A 15,672-nucleotide genomic window follows, 5' to 3' on the forward strand; every position below is an offset into this window, starting at 1 on the left:
TCAGCGCTGCCCTCCTCCTGGTTGGAGGCGCGCGATGAACATCTATGAGTTCCTCCCAATCAAGCTACTCATCCGGGGCGCGTACTGGCTCGTAACGACCCTGAGCGACCTCATCGAGCCGCTCGCCGGGGCACAGAGCGCCGCCATCGCTATCATCCTGCTCACGCTCGCCGTGAGGCTCGCCCTTATACCAGTCGGCCGATCGCAGGTGAAGGCGACAGTTGCGCGCCAACACATCGCGCCGAAACTGGCCGAGCTGCAGCGCAAGTACAAGAACCCCGAGGTACTGCAGCGCAAGACAATGGAACTCTACGCGAGCGAGAAGGCGTCGCCTTTCGCCGGCTGCTTCCCCGTGCTCGCACAGATGCCGGTGCTCATGGCTGTATACGGGCTGTTCATTCTGCCGGAGGTTGACGGGCATCCAAATGAGCTGCTGACCAAAACGTTTCTCGGCATCCCGCTTGACGCGGGTCTCGCCGCGCAGGTGGCCGGCGGAACTGTCACCCCAACACACATCATCGTTGGCCTGGTGATCGTCGCACTCATTGGCGCCGTCACGCAGACTTCGAGGAAGCTCCTCACCCCGCCGATGCCCGAGCCGGCACCCAAACCCGCGAACCTCCCGGCAGGCATGCCAGACCTCAGCGGCATGACAAAGATGATGAGCTTCGTGCCGTTCATCACCGTCGTGATCGCGGCGATCGTGCCGCTAGCAGCCGCCCTATACTTGGCAACGACCACCACCTGGACACTTTGCGAGCGGCTCATCCTCGGCAAGATCTACGGCACCTTGCCGAGCGCACAGCGCGGCGCCACGGACGGCCGCGAGACAGGCGGGGCGCGGGGCCAGGAAGCCTAGCCCGGCCCGATCTGCCCTCGCCTGACGCGGGCAACCCACGCAGGTGCCCCACGCAGGTGCCCCACGCAGGTGCCCCACGCAGGTGGCACTTCTTGTCGCCTGAGGTAACGAGAAGCGACCACAAGTGCCAACTGCGCCTGGCCGGGTGACATGGCGGTCCAGCCGCGGACGTCGCTACAGTGCCGTTGCTGGTACTCGCATTTCCCGGCCCCAGGCCGCCCGCGTCGGTTTCAGGTTCGGCACGCTGAGCCCTGCAGGGGCCGCGCCGTGCACCGCACGGAACGCCCTCGAGAACGCCGGAAGATGCGCATACCCAAGCCCGCGCGAAATCTCAGAGGGGGTCTCGCCGTCGCCCAACTGGTTGCGCGCCCGCGTCATGCGCAACAGCCGCAACCAGGCCGAGAATTGAACACCTGCGCGCCGCTGCACGGCGGCTCCAAGCTCGCGTTCGTCGACACCGAGCCGTGCCGCAGCACCGGTCATGCGCAGGTATGGCTCTCGCGCGTAGAGGTTCGCGACCCGGCCGAGCAGTACGTCGTCCTTCGTCGTCGGCGCGCGAACCGAGCCTGAGAGCGCGGCGTGAAATCCACCGTCTGGGTCAACGTCGATAACGCCGACCTGGGTGTAGCTCGCGAGCACCGCTTCAAGCAGCCCTGCGGTTCCCAACGGCCCAATCGACGCCGGGCGCAGGGGCGCACCGATCTCGCCAGTGTGTGCGGAGCGAAACCCGAGCGGCAGAAGCATCGAGCCGCTCGGAATTCTGAACTCGTTCGGGGTTCCGGCCGGAACCACGACGGCGTCGCCCTCGGAGAGGTGAACATTCCTGCCTCCGACGACGAGATTTGCACTTCCGAGCGCTGCCCACACTGCGACGTGCGCACCGTTCACTCGGGTCCACGTGCGGCGCTCAGCCGCCTCCCACAGGTGCCCGAGCCCGATCTCTGCGGGGACGACACCCGCAGTCGCCGCAGCCGAACTGTGCCGCCACTGCCCCGGGGAGAGCCCCGTCGACTCTGAGAATGCCCGACTAAACGCTGGAACGCCGCTGTAGCCGACGGTGTGTGCGACCCATTGGAGGTCGCGGCCCTCGGCGAGCAGCTTGGCGGCCGCGCGGACGCGCTGCCGCCGCACCCAGGCTGCGACGCTCCAGCCGGTCTCGGCGAGGAAGCGGCGCTGCACGGTGCGCACGCTCCACCCGGGCACGGCTTCAGCCACCGCGTCGGCGAGACGCATCTCGGGGTGCTCAGTGAGCAGTTTTGCGAGCACCCCGAGAGCTTCGGAGGCGGGTGCAGGAGGGGGTGCGAGCCGCTCGGGGCCCCCGCCGGAGAGTTCGAGCTGAGCTGGGCCCGTAGCGCCGTCGACGTGTCCGAGCACGTTGGCGAATGCGTGCAGCAGGCTCGTGTGAGCGTGCTTTGGGACTGCAACCCTCGTCGCAAGAGCTCTGCCACCGCCTGCCACTGGGATCGGCAGCACAACCGCTCCGAGCGCCGGCCGAACGGCGACGACGTCGCCGGCGGGAACCCAGATTCCCGTGCAGGATTCGAGGCGCAGGGTCTCGCCGCCAGTTTCGACCTCGGCGGCCCCTCGCAGCACGGCGTAGAGCATCGACTCTGAGAGGCGAACCCCCGGCAGCTGAACAGCTGGTAACACGATGTCATTTCCAATCAACAGATGAAAGTAAGGCTTAGCTAACTTTGAGGATAGCGCGCACCGCTGTGCCGCCACACAACACCAGGAACACTCGGAGGTTTCCCGCATGGCTAGACGCCTGCCCGCCCTCGCTGCCCTCGCAGCAGCCGCACTGCTGCTCGCTGGCTGCAGCCCAGCCGCTTCTGGCTCGCAAACGCCCGCGACGGAAGCCGCCGACACCGGCGGCGACTGGCCCCGCACCATTGAGCACGCCGCGGGCTCCACCACGATCGACGCTCTTCCCCTCCGCATCGTGTCAGTCGCACCATCTATCACGGGCGGCCTGCTCTCGCTCGAGGCTCCGATCGTGGCGACCGGAGCAGCTCCGGTCACACCGCTCTCCGACGAGCACGGGTTCTTCACCCAGTGGGCAGACGTCGCGGTCGAGCGCGGCGTCGAAGTCGCGTACAAGGATCTCGAGCTCGATATCGATGCCGTCGATCAGTTCGAGCCCGACCTCATCATCGGCTCGGCGAACGGCGGCGACAGCACGTCAGACGCATACGATCAACTTTCGGAAATTGCCCCGACGGTGCTCCTCGATTATGGCGACGCGACGTGGCAGGAGCTCACCGAGCAGATCGCCGAGATCACGGGGCTCGAGTCGAAGGCGAAGGAGGTGCTCGCGGAGTATGACGAGTGGGTTGCGGGTCAGGCAACGAAGATCACGCTTCCACCGCAACCGACGACAGCGCTCGTCTACATGGGCCCTGAGGGGTCGTGGCCGTTTGACCCGGCGAGCCCGCAGGCGATGCTGCTTGAATCGCTCGGCTTCGACTACCAGCCGCCGCGCGAAGAATTCCTCACCGAGGGTCAGGGCGGCCGCGTGGGGATCCTCACGAGCGAGAACGCCCCAGACGGCCTCGCGGACGCTGAAACCATCATGATCGTTGCGATGCTCGGCGGCGACCCGGTCGCTGAGTTCGCGAAGGATCCGCTGCTGAAAAACCTTCCCGCGCTCACAAGCGACAACGTCTACACGATGGGCACGCAGGCCTTTCGTCTCGACTACTACAGCGCGAAGCTCACTGTAGATCTCATCGTCGACACCTTCTCGGGCTAACGCGTGGCCGCGCCCGTGACGGAGCTGAGCGCCGTGGACTCACCGCGGCGCTCAGCGGCGAGCCGCACCGCTGCTCTGGTTGCGGCGAGCGCACTCGCGCTCGCCGCAACCGCGATCCTCGGTATCGGTCTCGGTTCGAATCCGATCCCGCCGGCACGGGTCGTTGAGGCGCTCGTGGCTTACGACCCGACGCACAACGACCACCTCGTCGTCGTACTCTCGCGACTGCCGAGAATCGCGCTCGGCGTGATCGTTGGCGCCGCGCTTGGGCTTGCGGGCACGCTCATGCAGTCGGTCACACGAAACCCGCTCGCGGACCCGGGCATTCTGGGGGTGAACGCTGGCGCCTCGTTCGCTGTCGTCATCGCGATCGCGTTTCTCGGCATCACTGACGTGAGTGGGTACATCTGGTTCTCGTTCGTCGGCGCGGCGGCTGCAGCCGCTCTCGTGTATCTCCTCGGCAGTTCACGCGGCAACGTCGGTACCCCCGTTCGGATCGCCCTTGGGGGCACCGCGGTGAGCATTGTCATCGGCGCGCTCACTCAGATGGTGCTGCTGAGCAACGATGCTGCCTTCAATAGTTTCAGGTTCTGGGCGATCGGTTCGCTGCAGGGCCGCGACTTTGGTGTCGCGTTCACTGTGCTGCCGTTCGTCGCCGTCGGAATTGTGCTCAGTCTCGCCTTGATCTCCCCGCTCAACGCGATCACGCTCGGCGATGACGTCGCGACGGGGCTCGGGACGAGCGCTCTTGGCGCCAGGATCGGTGCGGCCGTCGCGGTCGTGCTTCTCGCTGGGGCTGCGACGGCCGCGGCTGGGCCGATCGGCTTCATCGGGCTCGGCTCCGCGCACGTCGCGAGGTTCTTTACCGGAAACGAGCATCGCCGTCTGCTCCCGACGGCGATGCTGCTCGGCGCGACCCTGCTCGTCATTGCTGACACGCTCGGCCGTGTCGTCGTCGCACCGGCCGAATTGCAGACAGGCGTCGCCGCCGCGCTCTTTGGCGGACCGTTGTTCGTCGCCCTCGTTCGTTCACGAAAGGTTGCTGCACTGTGACTGTAGTCTCGGGCCGCACGCTCCGAGTCGGCGACTTCTCGATCCGGATCCGGCCGCGCATTGTCACCGTCGGCCTCATCGCGGCCGCGGTGCTTGGTGCCGGGATCATTGCCTCTCTCATGATCGGAACGATTCCGCTCGACGCCGGCGACCTCGTCGCCGTCCTGTCAGGCGAGGCGAAGCCGTCGCTCACCCGCTCGGTGCTCGGCAGGCGCCTGCCTCGCGCGCTCACGGCGGCCGCTGTTGGCGCACTGCTCGGCATGAGCGGCGCCGTGTTCCAGTCGCTGTCTCGAAACCCGCTCGGTTCTCCCGACATCATCGGTTTCACGTCTGGTGCTGCCACAGGCGCGGTACTTCAAATCGTCGTGTTCGGCGGTGGCATGCTCGCGACGGCAGCGGCTGCGATCATCGGCGGGGTTATCACCGCCTTCGCTGTCTATTTCCTGGCCCGCCGCGACGGCGTGACCGGCGGGCTCAGGCTCGTACTTGTTGGCATCGGCGTTGGCGCTGTCGTGAGCGCGTTCTCGTCGCTGCTGATCGCGCGCGCAGACATCAACGACGCGATGGTCGCGCAGCTCTGGAGCGCCGGTTCACTGCTGGGCCGGGGTTGGCTTCATGCCGCTGTCGCGATCGCGGCGCTCGCGCTCGTCGCTCCCCTCCTGCTCACACTCGGGCGAAGCCTCGCCCTCATGGAGATGGGCGATGACGCTGCGCACAGCGTCGGCGTACGCGTCGAGCGAATCCGGTTCGTTGCCCTCATCGTCGGGGTCGTCGCCGCAGCCGCTGCCGTCGCCGTCGCCGGCCCGATCGCATTTATCGCGTTTGCGGCCGCCCACATCGCGCGTCACCTCGCGCCGGTGCCTGGCGTGCTTGTCGGACTCTCCGCGGTCGTTGGCGCGGTGCTTCTCACCGGCGCTGACCTGCTCGCGCAGAATCTCGACGTCGGCATGCGCACACCTGTCGGCCTCGTCACGAGCCTGCTCGGCGGCCTCTACCTGCTGTGGCTGCTTGCCCGGCGCATCTGAACGGAACCTCACTATGTCACGTAATCCCACTTCATCGTCCACCGCTCACGGCCTCGCTGCCACAGATCTCGAGCTCGGATACGGTCGCCACACCATCGTCAGGGGGCTCTCCCTCGAAGTGCCGCCCGAAGGCTTCACAGTCATCATCGGACCGAATGGCTGCGGCAAGTCGACGCTGCTTCGCGCCCTATCGCGGATGCTGAAGCCCCGAGGCGGGGCGGTCACCCTCGATGGTGCAGACCTCGCTGGAGTCCGCACCAAGCATGTCGCGCGGCGCATCAGCACCCTGGCGCAGGCCCCAGCATCCCCGACCGCGATCACTGTCTCAGACCTCGTCGCCCGCGGCCGAAATCCTTACCAGAGCATCCTTCGACAGTGGAGCACGGCCGACGACGATGCCGTCACGCGGGCACTCGCAGAGGTCGAGATGACAGCGCACGCTGAGCGTCTCGTCGAGGAGCTCAGCGGTGGCCAACGGCAGCGCGCTTGGCTCGCGATGGCACTCGCGCAGGAGACGCCGATCCTGCTGCTCGACGAGCCGACAACGTATCTTGACATCTCTCACCAGGTCGACGTGCTCGATCTCTGTTCGCGGCTGCATGCTGCGGGCCGCACGCTCGTCGCCGTGCTGCACGACCTGAACCTTGCCGCGCGCTACGCGACCCACATCGTCGCGATGCGCGCAGGCGAGATCGTCGCGCAGGGGCCGCCCGATTCACTCATCACGCCTGCACTTCTCAGGGATGTATTTGAGCTTGAGGCACTCGTCATCGAAGACCCAGAGACGGGCCGACCGCTCGTCGTGCCACGCGACACCCGCACGCACGCTCCTCGACCACAGACTTCCCGACCACAGACCTCCCGGCAACACACTTACCCACCACGCACTTTTCGACAATCACCACGCCGCGAGCCAATCGCGGCAGAACAGGAGCCAGCATGACCGACACCCATGACACGAGGGCCGCGACAGGCACGTCGCAGCTCGTCACCTCCCCAGCGACGCAGTCAGAGGACCACAACCGCGGCCTCCAGCTCGGCACAGCGACGATCGAATCGTTCGCCGACGTCACCCCCGAGCTTGCGCGAGTCGTCGTCAGTATCCCTGACCTAGCCGCCGAGCCGAACTGGGTACGCCCCAACGTCGCAATCCGCTTCTATCTCGACGAGCGCTTCGAGAGCGCAACGCGGGTCTACACGGTCCGCTCCGCCAATGTGGTGGCGGGCACCATTGAAGTCGATGTCGTGCGCCACGGCGCCACGAGCCCGATGATGCTGTGGCTCGACACGCTCAAGGTTGGTGACACCGTGAAGTTTGGCGGGCCGCGTCCGCACTTCGATATCCCAGAAACTGGCGGCCGCGATGTCGTCATCTTCGCCGACGCAACCTCGATCCCAGCGCTGTTCGCGATTCTGGATCAGGCCGACCAAGGGCTCACCGGGCGCGGGTGGGTCGCCACGAGCGATGAGCACGCGTTCTCCGAGCTCCCGGCGCTCCCGGGCCTCACCCTCACGCGGGTTGCGCCGGGTACGGGCTTCGCCGACGAGCTTGCGACGCTGCCACACCCAGACAAGGTCGTTGTCTGGGGCGCCGGTGAGCGTGACGAGATGAGAGCTGTCAGATCGTTCTTCCGCAACGACAACGGCCTCGCGAAAGATGATGTCGCGGTCTTTGGGTATTGGAGGCGTGGGACCACAAACACGCAGATTGATATGCAACGTCTGCAGGCATACGAGGCCGCGCTCGCCGAGGGGAGGTCTGTGCACGACCTCGACGATCTCGCGCTCGCAATCTAGCGCGGGCAGGCGGGCCCAACGGGATTCCAGTTCAGCGGGCTCAACGACGCGGGCCACCCGATGCTGCCGAGCTGCATTTGGGTGGCCCGCCGCTGCCCCAGCACCTCGGGACAGCCGCGACAAGCATCATCCTTTTGGATGACACAGAGTTCAGCCTCGCCCCCGATGCCTGAACCCGCGCGCACTGGTGAAGTTGGGGGTATGGATGACAGCTCACCTCGCAGACGGTTTTCAGACGCCCTCACCTCACGCCGTGGGGCGTGGATCTCGCTCAGTGTGGTGCTGCTCGTTCTCGTAGCACTTTTCGGCGTGTTCGGGAGCGCGAAGGCCCCCGCGCGAAACGCGCAGGCCCCAGACGACTCGGAATCGACTCGCGTGAGCGAACTGCTCGCCGAGTTCCCGGGCGCCGATCAGCAGTCAGTGCTCGTCGTCGCGGAACGTGGCGACGGCGGCGCACTCACGGCAGCCGACACTCAAGCGCTGTCAGCGCTGTTGCCTGTGCTGCAGATTCATGCCTCCGCCGAACCGACAGGGCCGATGGTGAGCGATGACGGCAAGGCGGCTCTACTCGTCACGCCCATCACCGTCGGTGAGACGAATACCGACACCGCCAAGGTGATCAGCGATATTCGGGCCGAGCTCGCAGGCAACGCGATCTCCGGCGTCACGCTGCAGGTCACCGGGGGCCCGGCCTTCGGCGCCGACATCGCCGCCGCGTTCGAGGGTGCCGACTTCACGCTCCTGCTCGTCACGATCCTGATCGTCGCGGTGCTGCTCATCGTGACATATCGCTCTCCAGTGCTGTGGCTCGTGCCGCTCATCGTCGTCGCGCTCGCCGACGGACTTGCCGGTCGCGTTACCGCAGCCGCAGGCGCCGCGTGGAACTTGCAGTTTGATGCTGGCATCATCAGTGTGCTTGTCTTCGGCGCAGGCACGAACTACGCCCTACTGCTCATCTCGCGCTACCGTGAGGAGCTGCTGCGAATCGACGATCACCGGGCCGCCCTCAGCACTGCGTGGCGGAAGACGCTGCCCGCGATCCTCGCCTCGAACGTCACAGTCGTTGCTGCGCTCGCGACCCTCATTCTCGCCGTCATTCCTGGCAACCACGGCCTCGGGGTGTCCTCGGCTATCGGACTCGTTATCGCACTCGGCGCCGTCCTCTTCCTGTTGCCGCCGCTCCTCGCAATCTTCGGACCGAAGGTGTTCTGGCCGTTCGTTCCCCGGCCCGCAGCTCCCGGCAGCGAGACCCGTCAGGCCCGCCAGGGCGTGTGGCGCGGGATCGCGACGAGGGTCTCCCGGCGCCCGATCGCGAGTTTGCTTGCTGGCCTTGCTCTTCTCGCGGTGATGGCCGCCGGTCTCTTCGGCACCACCGTCGGACTCGACCAGGTCGACAAGTTCCGAGGTGGCTCAGAATCCGCGAGCGGCCTCGAAACGCTCTCAGCGCACTTCCCCGCAGGCGAGGCGCAACCGATCTTCATCGTGACGCATACGGCGACAGCCCCAGAAACCGTTGCGGCAGTAAGCGCCGTTGATGGTGTGGTGCGCGCCCACCCGATCGGCGGAAGTACCGACGGCACGCTCTCGAAGATCATGGTGACAAGCGAGTACACGCCAAGCAGCGAAGAGAGCCTCGCCCAGATCGTCGACCTTCGCGAAGCGGTGTCTGACATTCCAGACACGCTCGTCGGCGGAGCCGTTGCCACCGACGTCGATGCACGCGCAGGCGGCCAGCAGGATCTCCTGCTCGTCGCACCACTCGTCCTTGCAATCAGCTTCCTCGTGCTCGCGTTCCTCCTGCGTTCGCTCGTGGCGCCCGCGATCCTGCTCGTCGTGAATCTCGCGAGCGCGCTCGCCGCAATCGGTGCCGGCGCGTGGCTGAGCCGGGTCGTGTTCGGCCAGCAGGCGCTCGACCTGCAGGTGCCGCTGCTTGCCTTCCTATTCCTTGTCGCGCTTGGGATCGACTACACGATCTTCCTTGTGCACCGTGCCCGATCAGAAGCGAAGGTTCATGGCACCCGCGACGGCATGATCGAGGCAGTCGCGCACACAGGAAGCGTCATCACGAGCGCCGGCATCGTGCTCGCGGCCGTCTTCGCGGCGCTCGGAGTGCTGCCGCTCGTGACGCTCGGGCAGCTCGGGCTCATCGTCGGCGTCGGCGTGCTCGTCGACACCCTCGTCGTGCGTACAGTCATCGTGCCGGCGCTCTTCACCCTCGTCGGCGATCGGATCTGGTTGCCCGGAAAACCAGCGACACGCGAGACAATGAAGCCATGAGTCTCGTAGACGCACCGCTACCCCGTGGGCACGCGCCGAGCGGCCGACCGTCCGAGCCGACGGTGCGGGCGATGGAGGTTGGCCAGCACCTCATTGCCCTCGCGCTCACGATCATCGGCGCGATCCGCGCAGTCGGAGACGGTGTCCCGGCCGCGGCGGCGATCACCGCCGGGCTCGCGATACTCGCCTGGCACACCGCCGGCACGTTCTTGCCGCGCAAGACGCTGAGCCCAAACGCCGTCGTGTGGTGGCTCGTCGGGTTCGCAGCGGTCTGGATCGCCGCCGTCGCGGTCTCCCCCGAATTTGTCTGGCTCGCATTCCTGCTGTGGCTCCTCGCCGGGCATCTGCTTCCGCTGCGTTGGGGCGTCGCATTCTCAGTGTTCGTGTTCGCGGTTGTCGCGATCGCGCCGATCCTGCACCACGGAACAACGAGCTATGCGAACCTGTTCGGTCCACTGATCGGCGGCATCTTCGCCTTTGGGATCTCGCGAGGCTATCTCCAGCTGCTGCACGAGGCGGCCGAGCGGGAGCGGCTCGTGACGTCGCTGAAACTCGCTCAGGCCGAGATGTCTGAGCTGCAAGACGAGCTCGCCGTCGCCCAGCGGGAGGCCGGGGCGATCGCCGAACGGACGCGTATCTCCAGGGACATCCACGACACTATCGCGCAGGCACTCTCGTCGATCCGCCTCATCGCTCACGCCGCAAACAGCCGCACCGAAGATCCCGCCGCTGCGCTCTCCCTCAGACAGGTCGAGAGCCTCGCGGGCGATAGTCTCGCCGATGTTCGCAGGATCGTCGCAGAGTTGCTGCCAGCAGAGCTCGAAGACGGCGCGCTCGCGGCTGCACTCGAACGCATCCTCGACAGGGCCCGCGATGAGGCCGGCATAGCGGTTGAACTCCACGTGGACGAGACGCTGCCACTGCTACCAACGGAAGTCGAGGTCGGCCTGTTGCGTAGCGCGCAGTCCGCCCTCGCCAATGTGCGGCTCCACGCGGCCGCCACCCGCGTCGTGGTGAGCCTCATTGACGCCGGCGATACGGTCCGCATGGATATCATCGACGACGGCCGCGGCTTCGACGTCGCTGAATGGGATCAGAGTTCCACCATCGGGGCATCGAGCTACGGGCTGCGCTTCATGCGCAATCGGCTTCGCGAGCTCGGCGGCGGCCTCGACGTCGAAAGCGGCCCGGGCGAGGGCACGGCACTTTCGGCCTACCTCCCAATCCGCGCCGCCGATACAGGCGCCACCGCAGGCACTCACCCAGGAGACGAGGAACCCGCATGACCATCACAGTGCTTCTTGTCGACGACCACCCAGTCGTTCGCAGCGGGCTGCGCGCTGTACTCGACAGCAGCGTCACAACAGCTGGCGTCACAACAGCTGGCGTCACGACAGCTGGCGTCACGACAGCTGGCGTCACGACAACCGGCGGCGGCGTCGTGGTCGTCGGAGAGGCGGCGACAGGCGAGGCAGCGGTGGCGCTCGCTTCCCAGCTTCGCCCCCAGGTCGTGCTTTGCGACCTGCGGCTTGGCGACGGGATCGACGGGATCCAGACCACGGCGGCGCTCCGCGCGCTGGACCCCGCACCCGCGGTGCTGATGCTCACCACGTTCGACCGCGACGCCGAAATTCTCGGAGCCATCGAAGCTGGCGCTGCAGGGTACCTACTGAAAGACGTCGCACCCGAGGTCATCGTCGAAGGAATCGAACGCGCCGCGGCCGGCGACATGTTCCTCACCCCAGACATCGCCTCGCGCGTGATCAAAGGCATGCGAGATCCGCTTCCGAAGCTCACCGACCGCGAGGTCGAGGTGCTGCGGCTGCTCGCGACAGGCGCCGCAAACAAGGAAATCGCGCGGGCGCTGTTCGTGACCGAGGCGACAGTCAAAAGTCACGTCGCCCACATCTTCACGAAGCTCGACGTCGATAGCAGAGCCCGCGCAATTCACCTCGCGCAAGAAACCGGCCTGATCTAGCCGCGATATCCCTCGCCCTCCCTGGTGCACGGGAGGGATGTGCGAGCGCGCCCGAAACCGTCCGCACCAACTCTTTTCCCAGCCAATCGATCACCAACAGTTGAAAGGTCACCACCATGAAGAAACTCCTCAATGCTGCGTTCATCTACATGCTTATCGGAGTCACCTCCGGCCTGTTTTACCGCGAGTTCACCAAGTTGAATGACTTCCCAGAGGGGCAGTTCACTCAGCTTGGACTCGCGCACACCCACCTGCTCACGCTCGGGTTCATCGTGCTGCTCATCGCGCTAGCTCTCGAGAAGACTTTCGCGCTCAGCGCGACACCAAAGCTGTTCGCCTGGTTCTTCTGGCTCTACAACGCTGGCGTCGTGCTCACGTCAGCAATGCTCATCTGGCATGGCAGCCTCACCGTGCTCGGTGAGGAGTCCTCGAAGATGATCTCCGGTATCGCGGGTCTTGGCCACATGCTCCTCACCGCCGGCATGATCGTGTTCTTCGTTGCGCTTCACAAGGCCGTCGCGCGCTCGCACGCGGGCGCCGGAGCGGCGGGGGTCGCGGCATAGGTAGCACGCGATCGCGGCCGTATCGACACCGCCCCACCCCGACAGTCGTCGCGGCGGGGCGCTGTCGCTTCCGCAGCCCAGGGCAGCTACGCTTGACAGCACCACGACGTTACGGAGGCCACCGTGAACTCACCCGAGGCTAACGGGCCAGAGGCGGACCCGGCCGGTCCAGAGCTCGCCGCGCCATGGTTCGCACACCTACAGGGGAAACAGGGGAAGCAATGAGCGCCACATCTCGAATCGTTGTCACAGGGTCGTCGGGTCTCGTGGGCTCCGCACTCGTCGACGCGCTGCGCGCCGACGGCGTCGCCGTCACGCGGCTCGTCCGGCGTGAGCCCGCACACGCTGGAGAGGTGCAGTGGCACCCCGGTGAGCGCCAGCTTGATCCCGCGGTCCTCGCCGGTGCCGGAGCAGTGGTGAACCTCAACGGCGCAAGCATCGGGCGGTTGCCCTGGGGGCGCCGCTACCGCGAGGTACTGCGCAGCTCACGACTCACTCCGACGGCCACAATTGCCGCCGCAGTCGCGCAGCTTGGCGCCGACGCGCCGCTCTTCGTCTCGGCTTCGGCGGTCGGGTTCTACGGAGATAGGCCCCGCGAAGTGCTCACCGAGCATGCTGAACGCGGCGACACGTTTCTCGCCGACCTCAGTGCCGAATGGGAGTCGGCTGCCCTGGAGGCTGGCCCCGGCGCACGGGTGGCGCTGCTCCGCACCGCCCCAATCATCCACCGGAAAGGTGTCCTGAAACCGCTCGTGCTCCTCACTCGGCTCGGTCTCAGTGGGCCGCTCGGTGGCGGCGGGCAGATTTGGCCATGGATATCGCTCGCCGACGAAGTGCGCGCGATCCGCCACATCATCGACAACCAGCTGACGGGCCCTGTTAACCTCACCGGCCCCACGCCCGCGAGCGCGAACGTTATCGGAGAGGCGATCGCTGCCGAGTTGCGCCGCCCCTACGTGCTCCCCGCGCCCGCCTGGGCTTTGCGGCTTGGTCTCGGGCGTGACGCCGCAGACTCGCTGCTGCTTAGTGACGCAGACGTTCGGCCGGAGGCACTGCTCAGCTCAGGATTCGAGTTCACGCACGCACACGCAGCGGACGCCGTCCGCGCCGCGCTTGCGGACTGACGGGCTAACGGGCTGACGCCCTGACACCCTGACGATCAGCTCACCGCTCCCGCGACGCACCCCGTATCGACTCGTATGCCGCGAGCGCGCGCAGTCTGGTCTCGCGCAGGTCGACGAGTTCGGGCAGCATAATACTTTCAGGCGCCCAGCGATCCACGTACTCCCCCGAGGCGTCAAACTTCTTCTGCTGCGTCGCGGGGTTGAAAATGCGAAAGTACGGCGCAGCGTCGACACCACAGCCCGCAACCCACTGCCAGTTGAATGGGTTGCTCGCTGCGTCTGCGTCGACAAGTGTGTCCCAGAACCAGGCTTCTCCAACTCGCCAGTCCGTGAGGAGATTCTTCGTGAGAAACGAGGCCGCCACCATTCGAACCCGGTTGTGCATGAACCCCGTCTGCCACAGTTCACGCATCCCGGCGTCGACGAGCCCGAACCCGGTCTCGCCGCGCCGCCACGCCCCCACTGCATGTGAGTCGTATGCACGCCACGGGAAACCGTCGTACTGCGCATTGAGTCCGCGCTCGTGCAGCCGCCCGTTGTGAAAGGCAGTGTACGAGGCGAACTCTCGCCACCCGAGCTCCGACAAGAAACCGCCGGCGCTGACGCCCGATTCAAGCGTCCGATGCCAGACCGTGCGGGGGCTGATCTCGCCCCAGCGGAGGTGCGGTGAGAGCTCGGACCCGACGTCGAGGGCAGGGGTGTCACGACCCGCCTCGTACCCGGCAGCTCGTTCAGTGAGAAATCGATCGAGCTTAGCGAGTGCGGCCTCTTCCCCCGGTTCCCAACGCTCCGCGAGGCCACCAGCCCAGTCTGGAGAGGTTGGCTGGAGCTCCCAATGCTCAAGTACATCGCTGACCAGTGTCGCGTCGCTCGCGCGAAGGCGTTCGGGCGCAGGCTCGGGCGGCGCCGGGGAGGGCGCCGCAAGGCAGGCCCGCCAGAACGGCGTGTACACGCGGTATGGGCCGCCACTTCCGGTGAGCACTGTCCATGGTTCAAACAGGATCCCACCTTGGAACGACTGAGCTGCGACCCCGCGTTCCCGGAGGGCAGTTTTAAGCCGAGCGTCGAGGGCTCGCTCGTCACCGTAGCGCCGGTTCCAGTAGACACGATCGGCCTGTGCCTGCTCGACGACTTCCTGGACGACACGCTCGGCCGGGCCTCGCCTGAGCACAAGCGGCACACCGTGCACCGCGAGACTCTCTCGCAGTCTGCTCAACGACTCGTGCAGCCACCACCGTGCGGCGCCCCCAAGCGGCCGCATCTCGGGGCTCTCCTCGTCAAGCACGTACAGGGCGACGATTCCACCCGAATCGGCGCTGCCTGCCCGCAACGCGGCGTTGTCGGTGAGCCGAAGATCGTCGCGAAACCAGATGAGTGCCGTCACGGAACCAGGATAGCGGCGGCCAAGCCGATCCTGTGCGGGACGTTCCCAAAGCACTGCGCACGGCTGTGCATACCGCACGCATCGACGCGAGCCGAGCCACGCTCACGCGTGTGCTCAGGCACAAACATCCACCGCATCCGACGAAATTCGTGTTGGCTAGAGGAAACCGCCCAGGTGGCGCAATCACAGACGAAGGAGTCACAATGAGCCGCATAGATCTCAACGGCCAGAACGCAGCAGCGCACCGCGAGGGGTTCAACAGCTGGCCGACGCTCAAGACGCAGGGTGTCACTGTCGTTGAGCTCGCCGATGATTTCACCCGCGCGGAGCTCAGAATGGACGTCACCGAAGAGAACGCCAACTACATGGGCACGGCTTTCGGCGGCTCGCTGTTCTCGATGCTCGACCCGTTTCTCGTCATCATGACGATCAATCAGCTCGGCCCTGGGTACGTGGTGTGGGACAAGGCTGCCGAGATCGAGTTCGTCTCCCCCGGGCGTGGCTCAGTCTACGCAACAGTCGAGATGCCAGCGGCCACGGTCACTGAGCTGCGAGAGGCCGCCGCTGGGGGCGCGAAGGTGTTGCGCTGGTTCGAGATTCCAATCATTGGCGAGGATGGCGCGCTTGTCGCATCCGTGCGCCGTCAGCTCTACGTGCGCGAGAGGCGCACTGACGCGTAGCTGACAGAACTTCAGCGACGCCAGCATCTCGCCTTGTGGACGGGGCCGTCCGCTGATAGGGTTCGTGCGGGCAGCCTCAAGCTCCCCACATGAAGTCTTCGACCGAAGTGAGGTGATATTCCGTGACAAGTGACAGTTGCAGTCCTCGGCCGGATATCGCGTTCGCTCGCTTCGCGCTTC

14 protein-coding genes are annotated in these 15,672 nt (G+C 66.2%); 12 read left to right on the forward strand and 2 right to left on the reverse strand.

The genetic code is table 11. The annotated features are described in order from the left end of the window. The first annotated feature begins 34 nt into the window (after positions 1-34). Entirely contained in the window at positions 35-859 is an 825-nt protein-coding gene (locus KI794_RS09275) for a YidC/Oxa1 family membrane protein insertase (RefSeq protein ID WP_255807888.1), read from the forward strand. A 174-nt stretch (positions 860-1,033) separates the two neighbouring features. On the opposite strand, the gene KI794_RS09280 is transcribed toward KI794_RS09275, so the two are convergent. Further along, positions 1,034-2,527 (reverse strand): helix-turn-helix domain-containing protein, encoded by a 1,494-nt coding sequence (locus tag KI794_RS09280; RefSeq protein WP_255807889.1) that lies wholly within the window; start codon positions 2,525-2,527, stop codon positions 1,034-1,036. An 88-nt stretch (positions 2,528-2,615) separates the two neighbouring features. Here KI794_RS09280 and fepB point away from each other — a divergent pair, with 88 nt between their 5' ends. The 10 genes from fepB (at position 2,616) to KI794_RS09330 (ending at position 13,428) form a co-directional block, all read left to right on the forward strand. Then, positions 2,616-3,611 (forward strand): Fe2+-enterobactin ABC transporter substrate-binding protein, encoded by a 996-nt coding sequence (gene fepB, locus KI794_RS09285; protein ID WP_119284034.1) that lies wholly within the window; start codon positions 2,616-2,618, stop codon positions 3,609-3,611. Positions 3,612-3,644: 33 nt separating this feature from the next. Continuing rightward, positions 3,645-4,664 (forward strand): FecCD family ABC transporter permease, encoded by a 1,020-nt coding sequence (locus KI794_RS09290; RefSeq protein WP_255807890.1) that lies wholly within the window; start codon positions 3,645-3,647, stop codon positions 4,662-4,664. Beyond that, positions 4,661-5,689, forward strand: a complete 1,029-nt coding sequence (locus KI794_RS09295) for a FecCD family ABC transporter permease (RefSeq protein ID WP_255807891.1) — start codon at positions 4,661-4,663, stop codon at positions 5,687-5,689. The genes KI794_RS09290 and KI794_RS09295 overlap by 4 nt, the downstream gene beginning before the upstream one ends. A 13-nt stretch (positions 5,690-5,702) precedes the next feature. Further along, the gene (locus tag KI794_RS09300; RefSeq protein WP_255807892.1) at positions 5,703-6,632 is read left to right on the forward strand and encodes an ABC transporter ATP-binding protein; all 930 of its coding nucleotides are present in this window, start codon (positions 5,703-5,705) and stop codon (positions 6,630-6,632) included. Next, positions 6,629-7,486, forward strand: a complete 858-nt coding sequence (locus KI794_RS09305; protein ID WP_119284037.1) for a siderophore-interacting protein — start codon at positions 6,629-6,631, stop codon at positions 7,484-7,486. Before KI794_RS09300 ends, KI794_RS09305 begins: the two co-directional genes overlap by 4 nt. Positions 7,487-7,687: 201 nt before the next feature. Continuing rightward, the gene (locus tag KI794_RS09310; protein WP_255807893.1) at positions 7,688-9,763 is read left to right on the forward strand and encodes an MMPL family transporter; all 2,076 of its coding nucleotides are present in this window, start codon (positions 7,688-7,690) and stop codon (positions 9,761-9,763) included. Next, on the forward strand, positions 9,760-11,049 hold the full coding sequence (locus KI794_RS09315; RefSeq protein WP_255807895.1) for a sensor histidine kinase: 1,290 nt from the start codon (positions 9,760-9,762) through the stop codon (positions 11,047-11,049). The genes KI794_RS09310 and KI794_RS09315 overlap by 4 nt, the downstream gene beginning before the upstream one ends. Continuing rightward, positions 11,046-11,741 (forward strand): response regulator, encoded by a 696-nt coding sequence (locus KI794_RS09320; protein ID WP_255807896.1) that lies wholly within the window; start codon positions 11,046-11,048, stop codon positions 11,739-11,741. The genes KI794_RS09315 and KI794_RS09320 overlap by 4 nt, the downstream gene beginning before the upstream one ends. A gap of 116 nt (positions 11,742-11,857) precedes the next feature. Further along, on the forward strand, positions 11,858-12,304 hold the full coding sequence (locus KI794_RS09325; RefSeq protein ID WP_255807897.1) for a DUF2871 domain-containing protein: 447 nt from the start codon (positions 11,858-11,860) through the stop codon (positions 12,302-12,304). 221 nt (positions 12,305-12,525) lie between these two features. Beyond that, positions 12,526-13,428, forward strand: a complete 903-nt coding sequence (locus tag KI794_RS09330; protein WP_255807898.1) for a TIGR01777 family oxidoreductase — start codon at positions 12,526-12,528, stop codon at positions 13,426-13,428. A gap of 40 nt (positions 13,429-13,468) precedes the next feature. Here KI794_RS09330 and KI794_RS09335 read toward each other — a convergent pair whose 3' ends face one another. Beyond that, positions 13,469-14,812 carry a cryptochrome/photolyase family protein gene (locus KI794_RS09335; RefSeq protein WP_255807899.1) on the reverse strand — a complete coding sequence of 448 codons (1,344 nt, stop codon included), beginning with the start codon at positions 14,810-14,812 and terminating at the stop codon, positions 13,469-13,471. Positions 14,813-15,015: 203 nt separating this feature from the next. Between KI794_RS09335 and KI794_RS09340 the strand changes: the two genes are divergently transcribed. Continuing rightward, on the forward strand, positions 15,016-15,492 hold the full coding sequence (locus KI794_RS09340; RefSeq protein ID WP_119284045.1) for a PaaI family thioesterase: 477 nt from the start codon (positions 15,016-15,018) through the stop codon (positions 15,490-15,492). The last annotated feature ends 180 nt before the right edge of the window (positions 15,493-15,672 follow it).

It is taken from the genome of Leucobacter aridicollis (assembly GCF_024399335.1).
GTDB lineage: Bacteria > Actinomycetota > Actinomycetes > Actinomycetales > Microbacteriaceae > Leucobacter > Leucobacter aridicollis_A.

Coding starts and splice junctions, on each gene's coding strand:
- KI794_RS09320 (WP_255807896.1), top strand. CDS start 11,046: ATGACCATCACAGTGCTTCTTGTCGACGACCACCCAGTCGTTCGCAGC.
- KI794_RS09275 (WP_255807888.1), top strand. CDS start 35: ATGAACATCTATGAGTTCCTCCCAATCAAGCTACTCATCCGGGGCGCG.
- KI794_RS09325 (WP_255807897.1), top strand. CDS start 11,858: ATGAAGAAACTCCTCAATGCTGCGTTCATCTACATGCTTATCGGAGTC.
- KI794_RS09300 (WP_255807892.1), top strand. CDS start 5,703: ATGTCACGTAATCCCACTTCATCGTCCACCGCTCACGGCCTCGCTGCC.
- KI794_RS09330 (WP_255807898.1), top strand. CDS start 12,526: ATGAGCGCCACATCTCGAATCGTTGTCACAGGGTCGTCGGGTCTCGTG.
- fepB (WP_119284034.1), top strand. CDS start 2,616: ATGGCTAGACGCCTGCCCGCCCTCGCTGCCCTCGCAGCAGCCGCACTG.
- KI794_RS09315 (WP_255807895.1), top strand. CDS start 9,760: ATGAGTCTCGTAGACGCACCGCTACCCCGTGGGCACGCGCCGAGCGGC.
- KI794_RS09310 (WP_255807893.1), top strand. CDS start 7,688: ATGGATGACAGCTCACCTCGCAGACGGTTTTCAGACGCCCTCACCTCA.
- KI794_RS09305 (WP_119284037.1), top strand. CDS start 6,629: ATGACCGACACCCATGACACGAGGGCCGCGACAGGCACGTCGCAGCTC.
- KI794_RS09340 (WP_119284045.1), top strand. CDS start 15,016: ATGAGCCGCATAGATCTCAACGGCCAGAACGCAGCAGCGCACCGCGAG.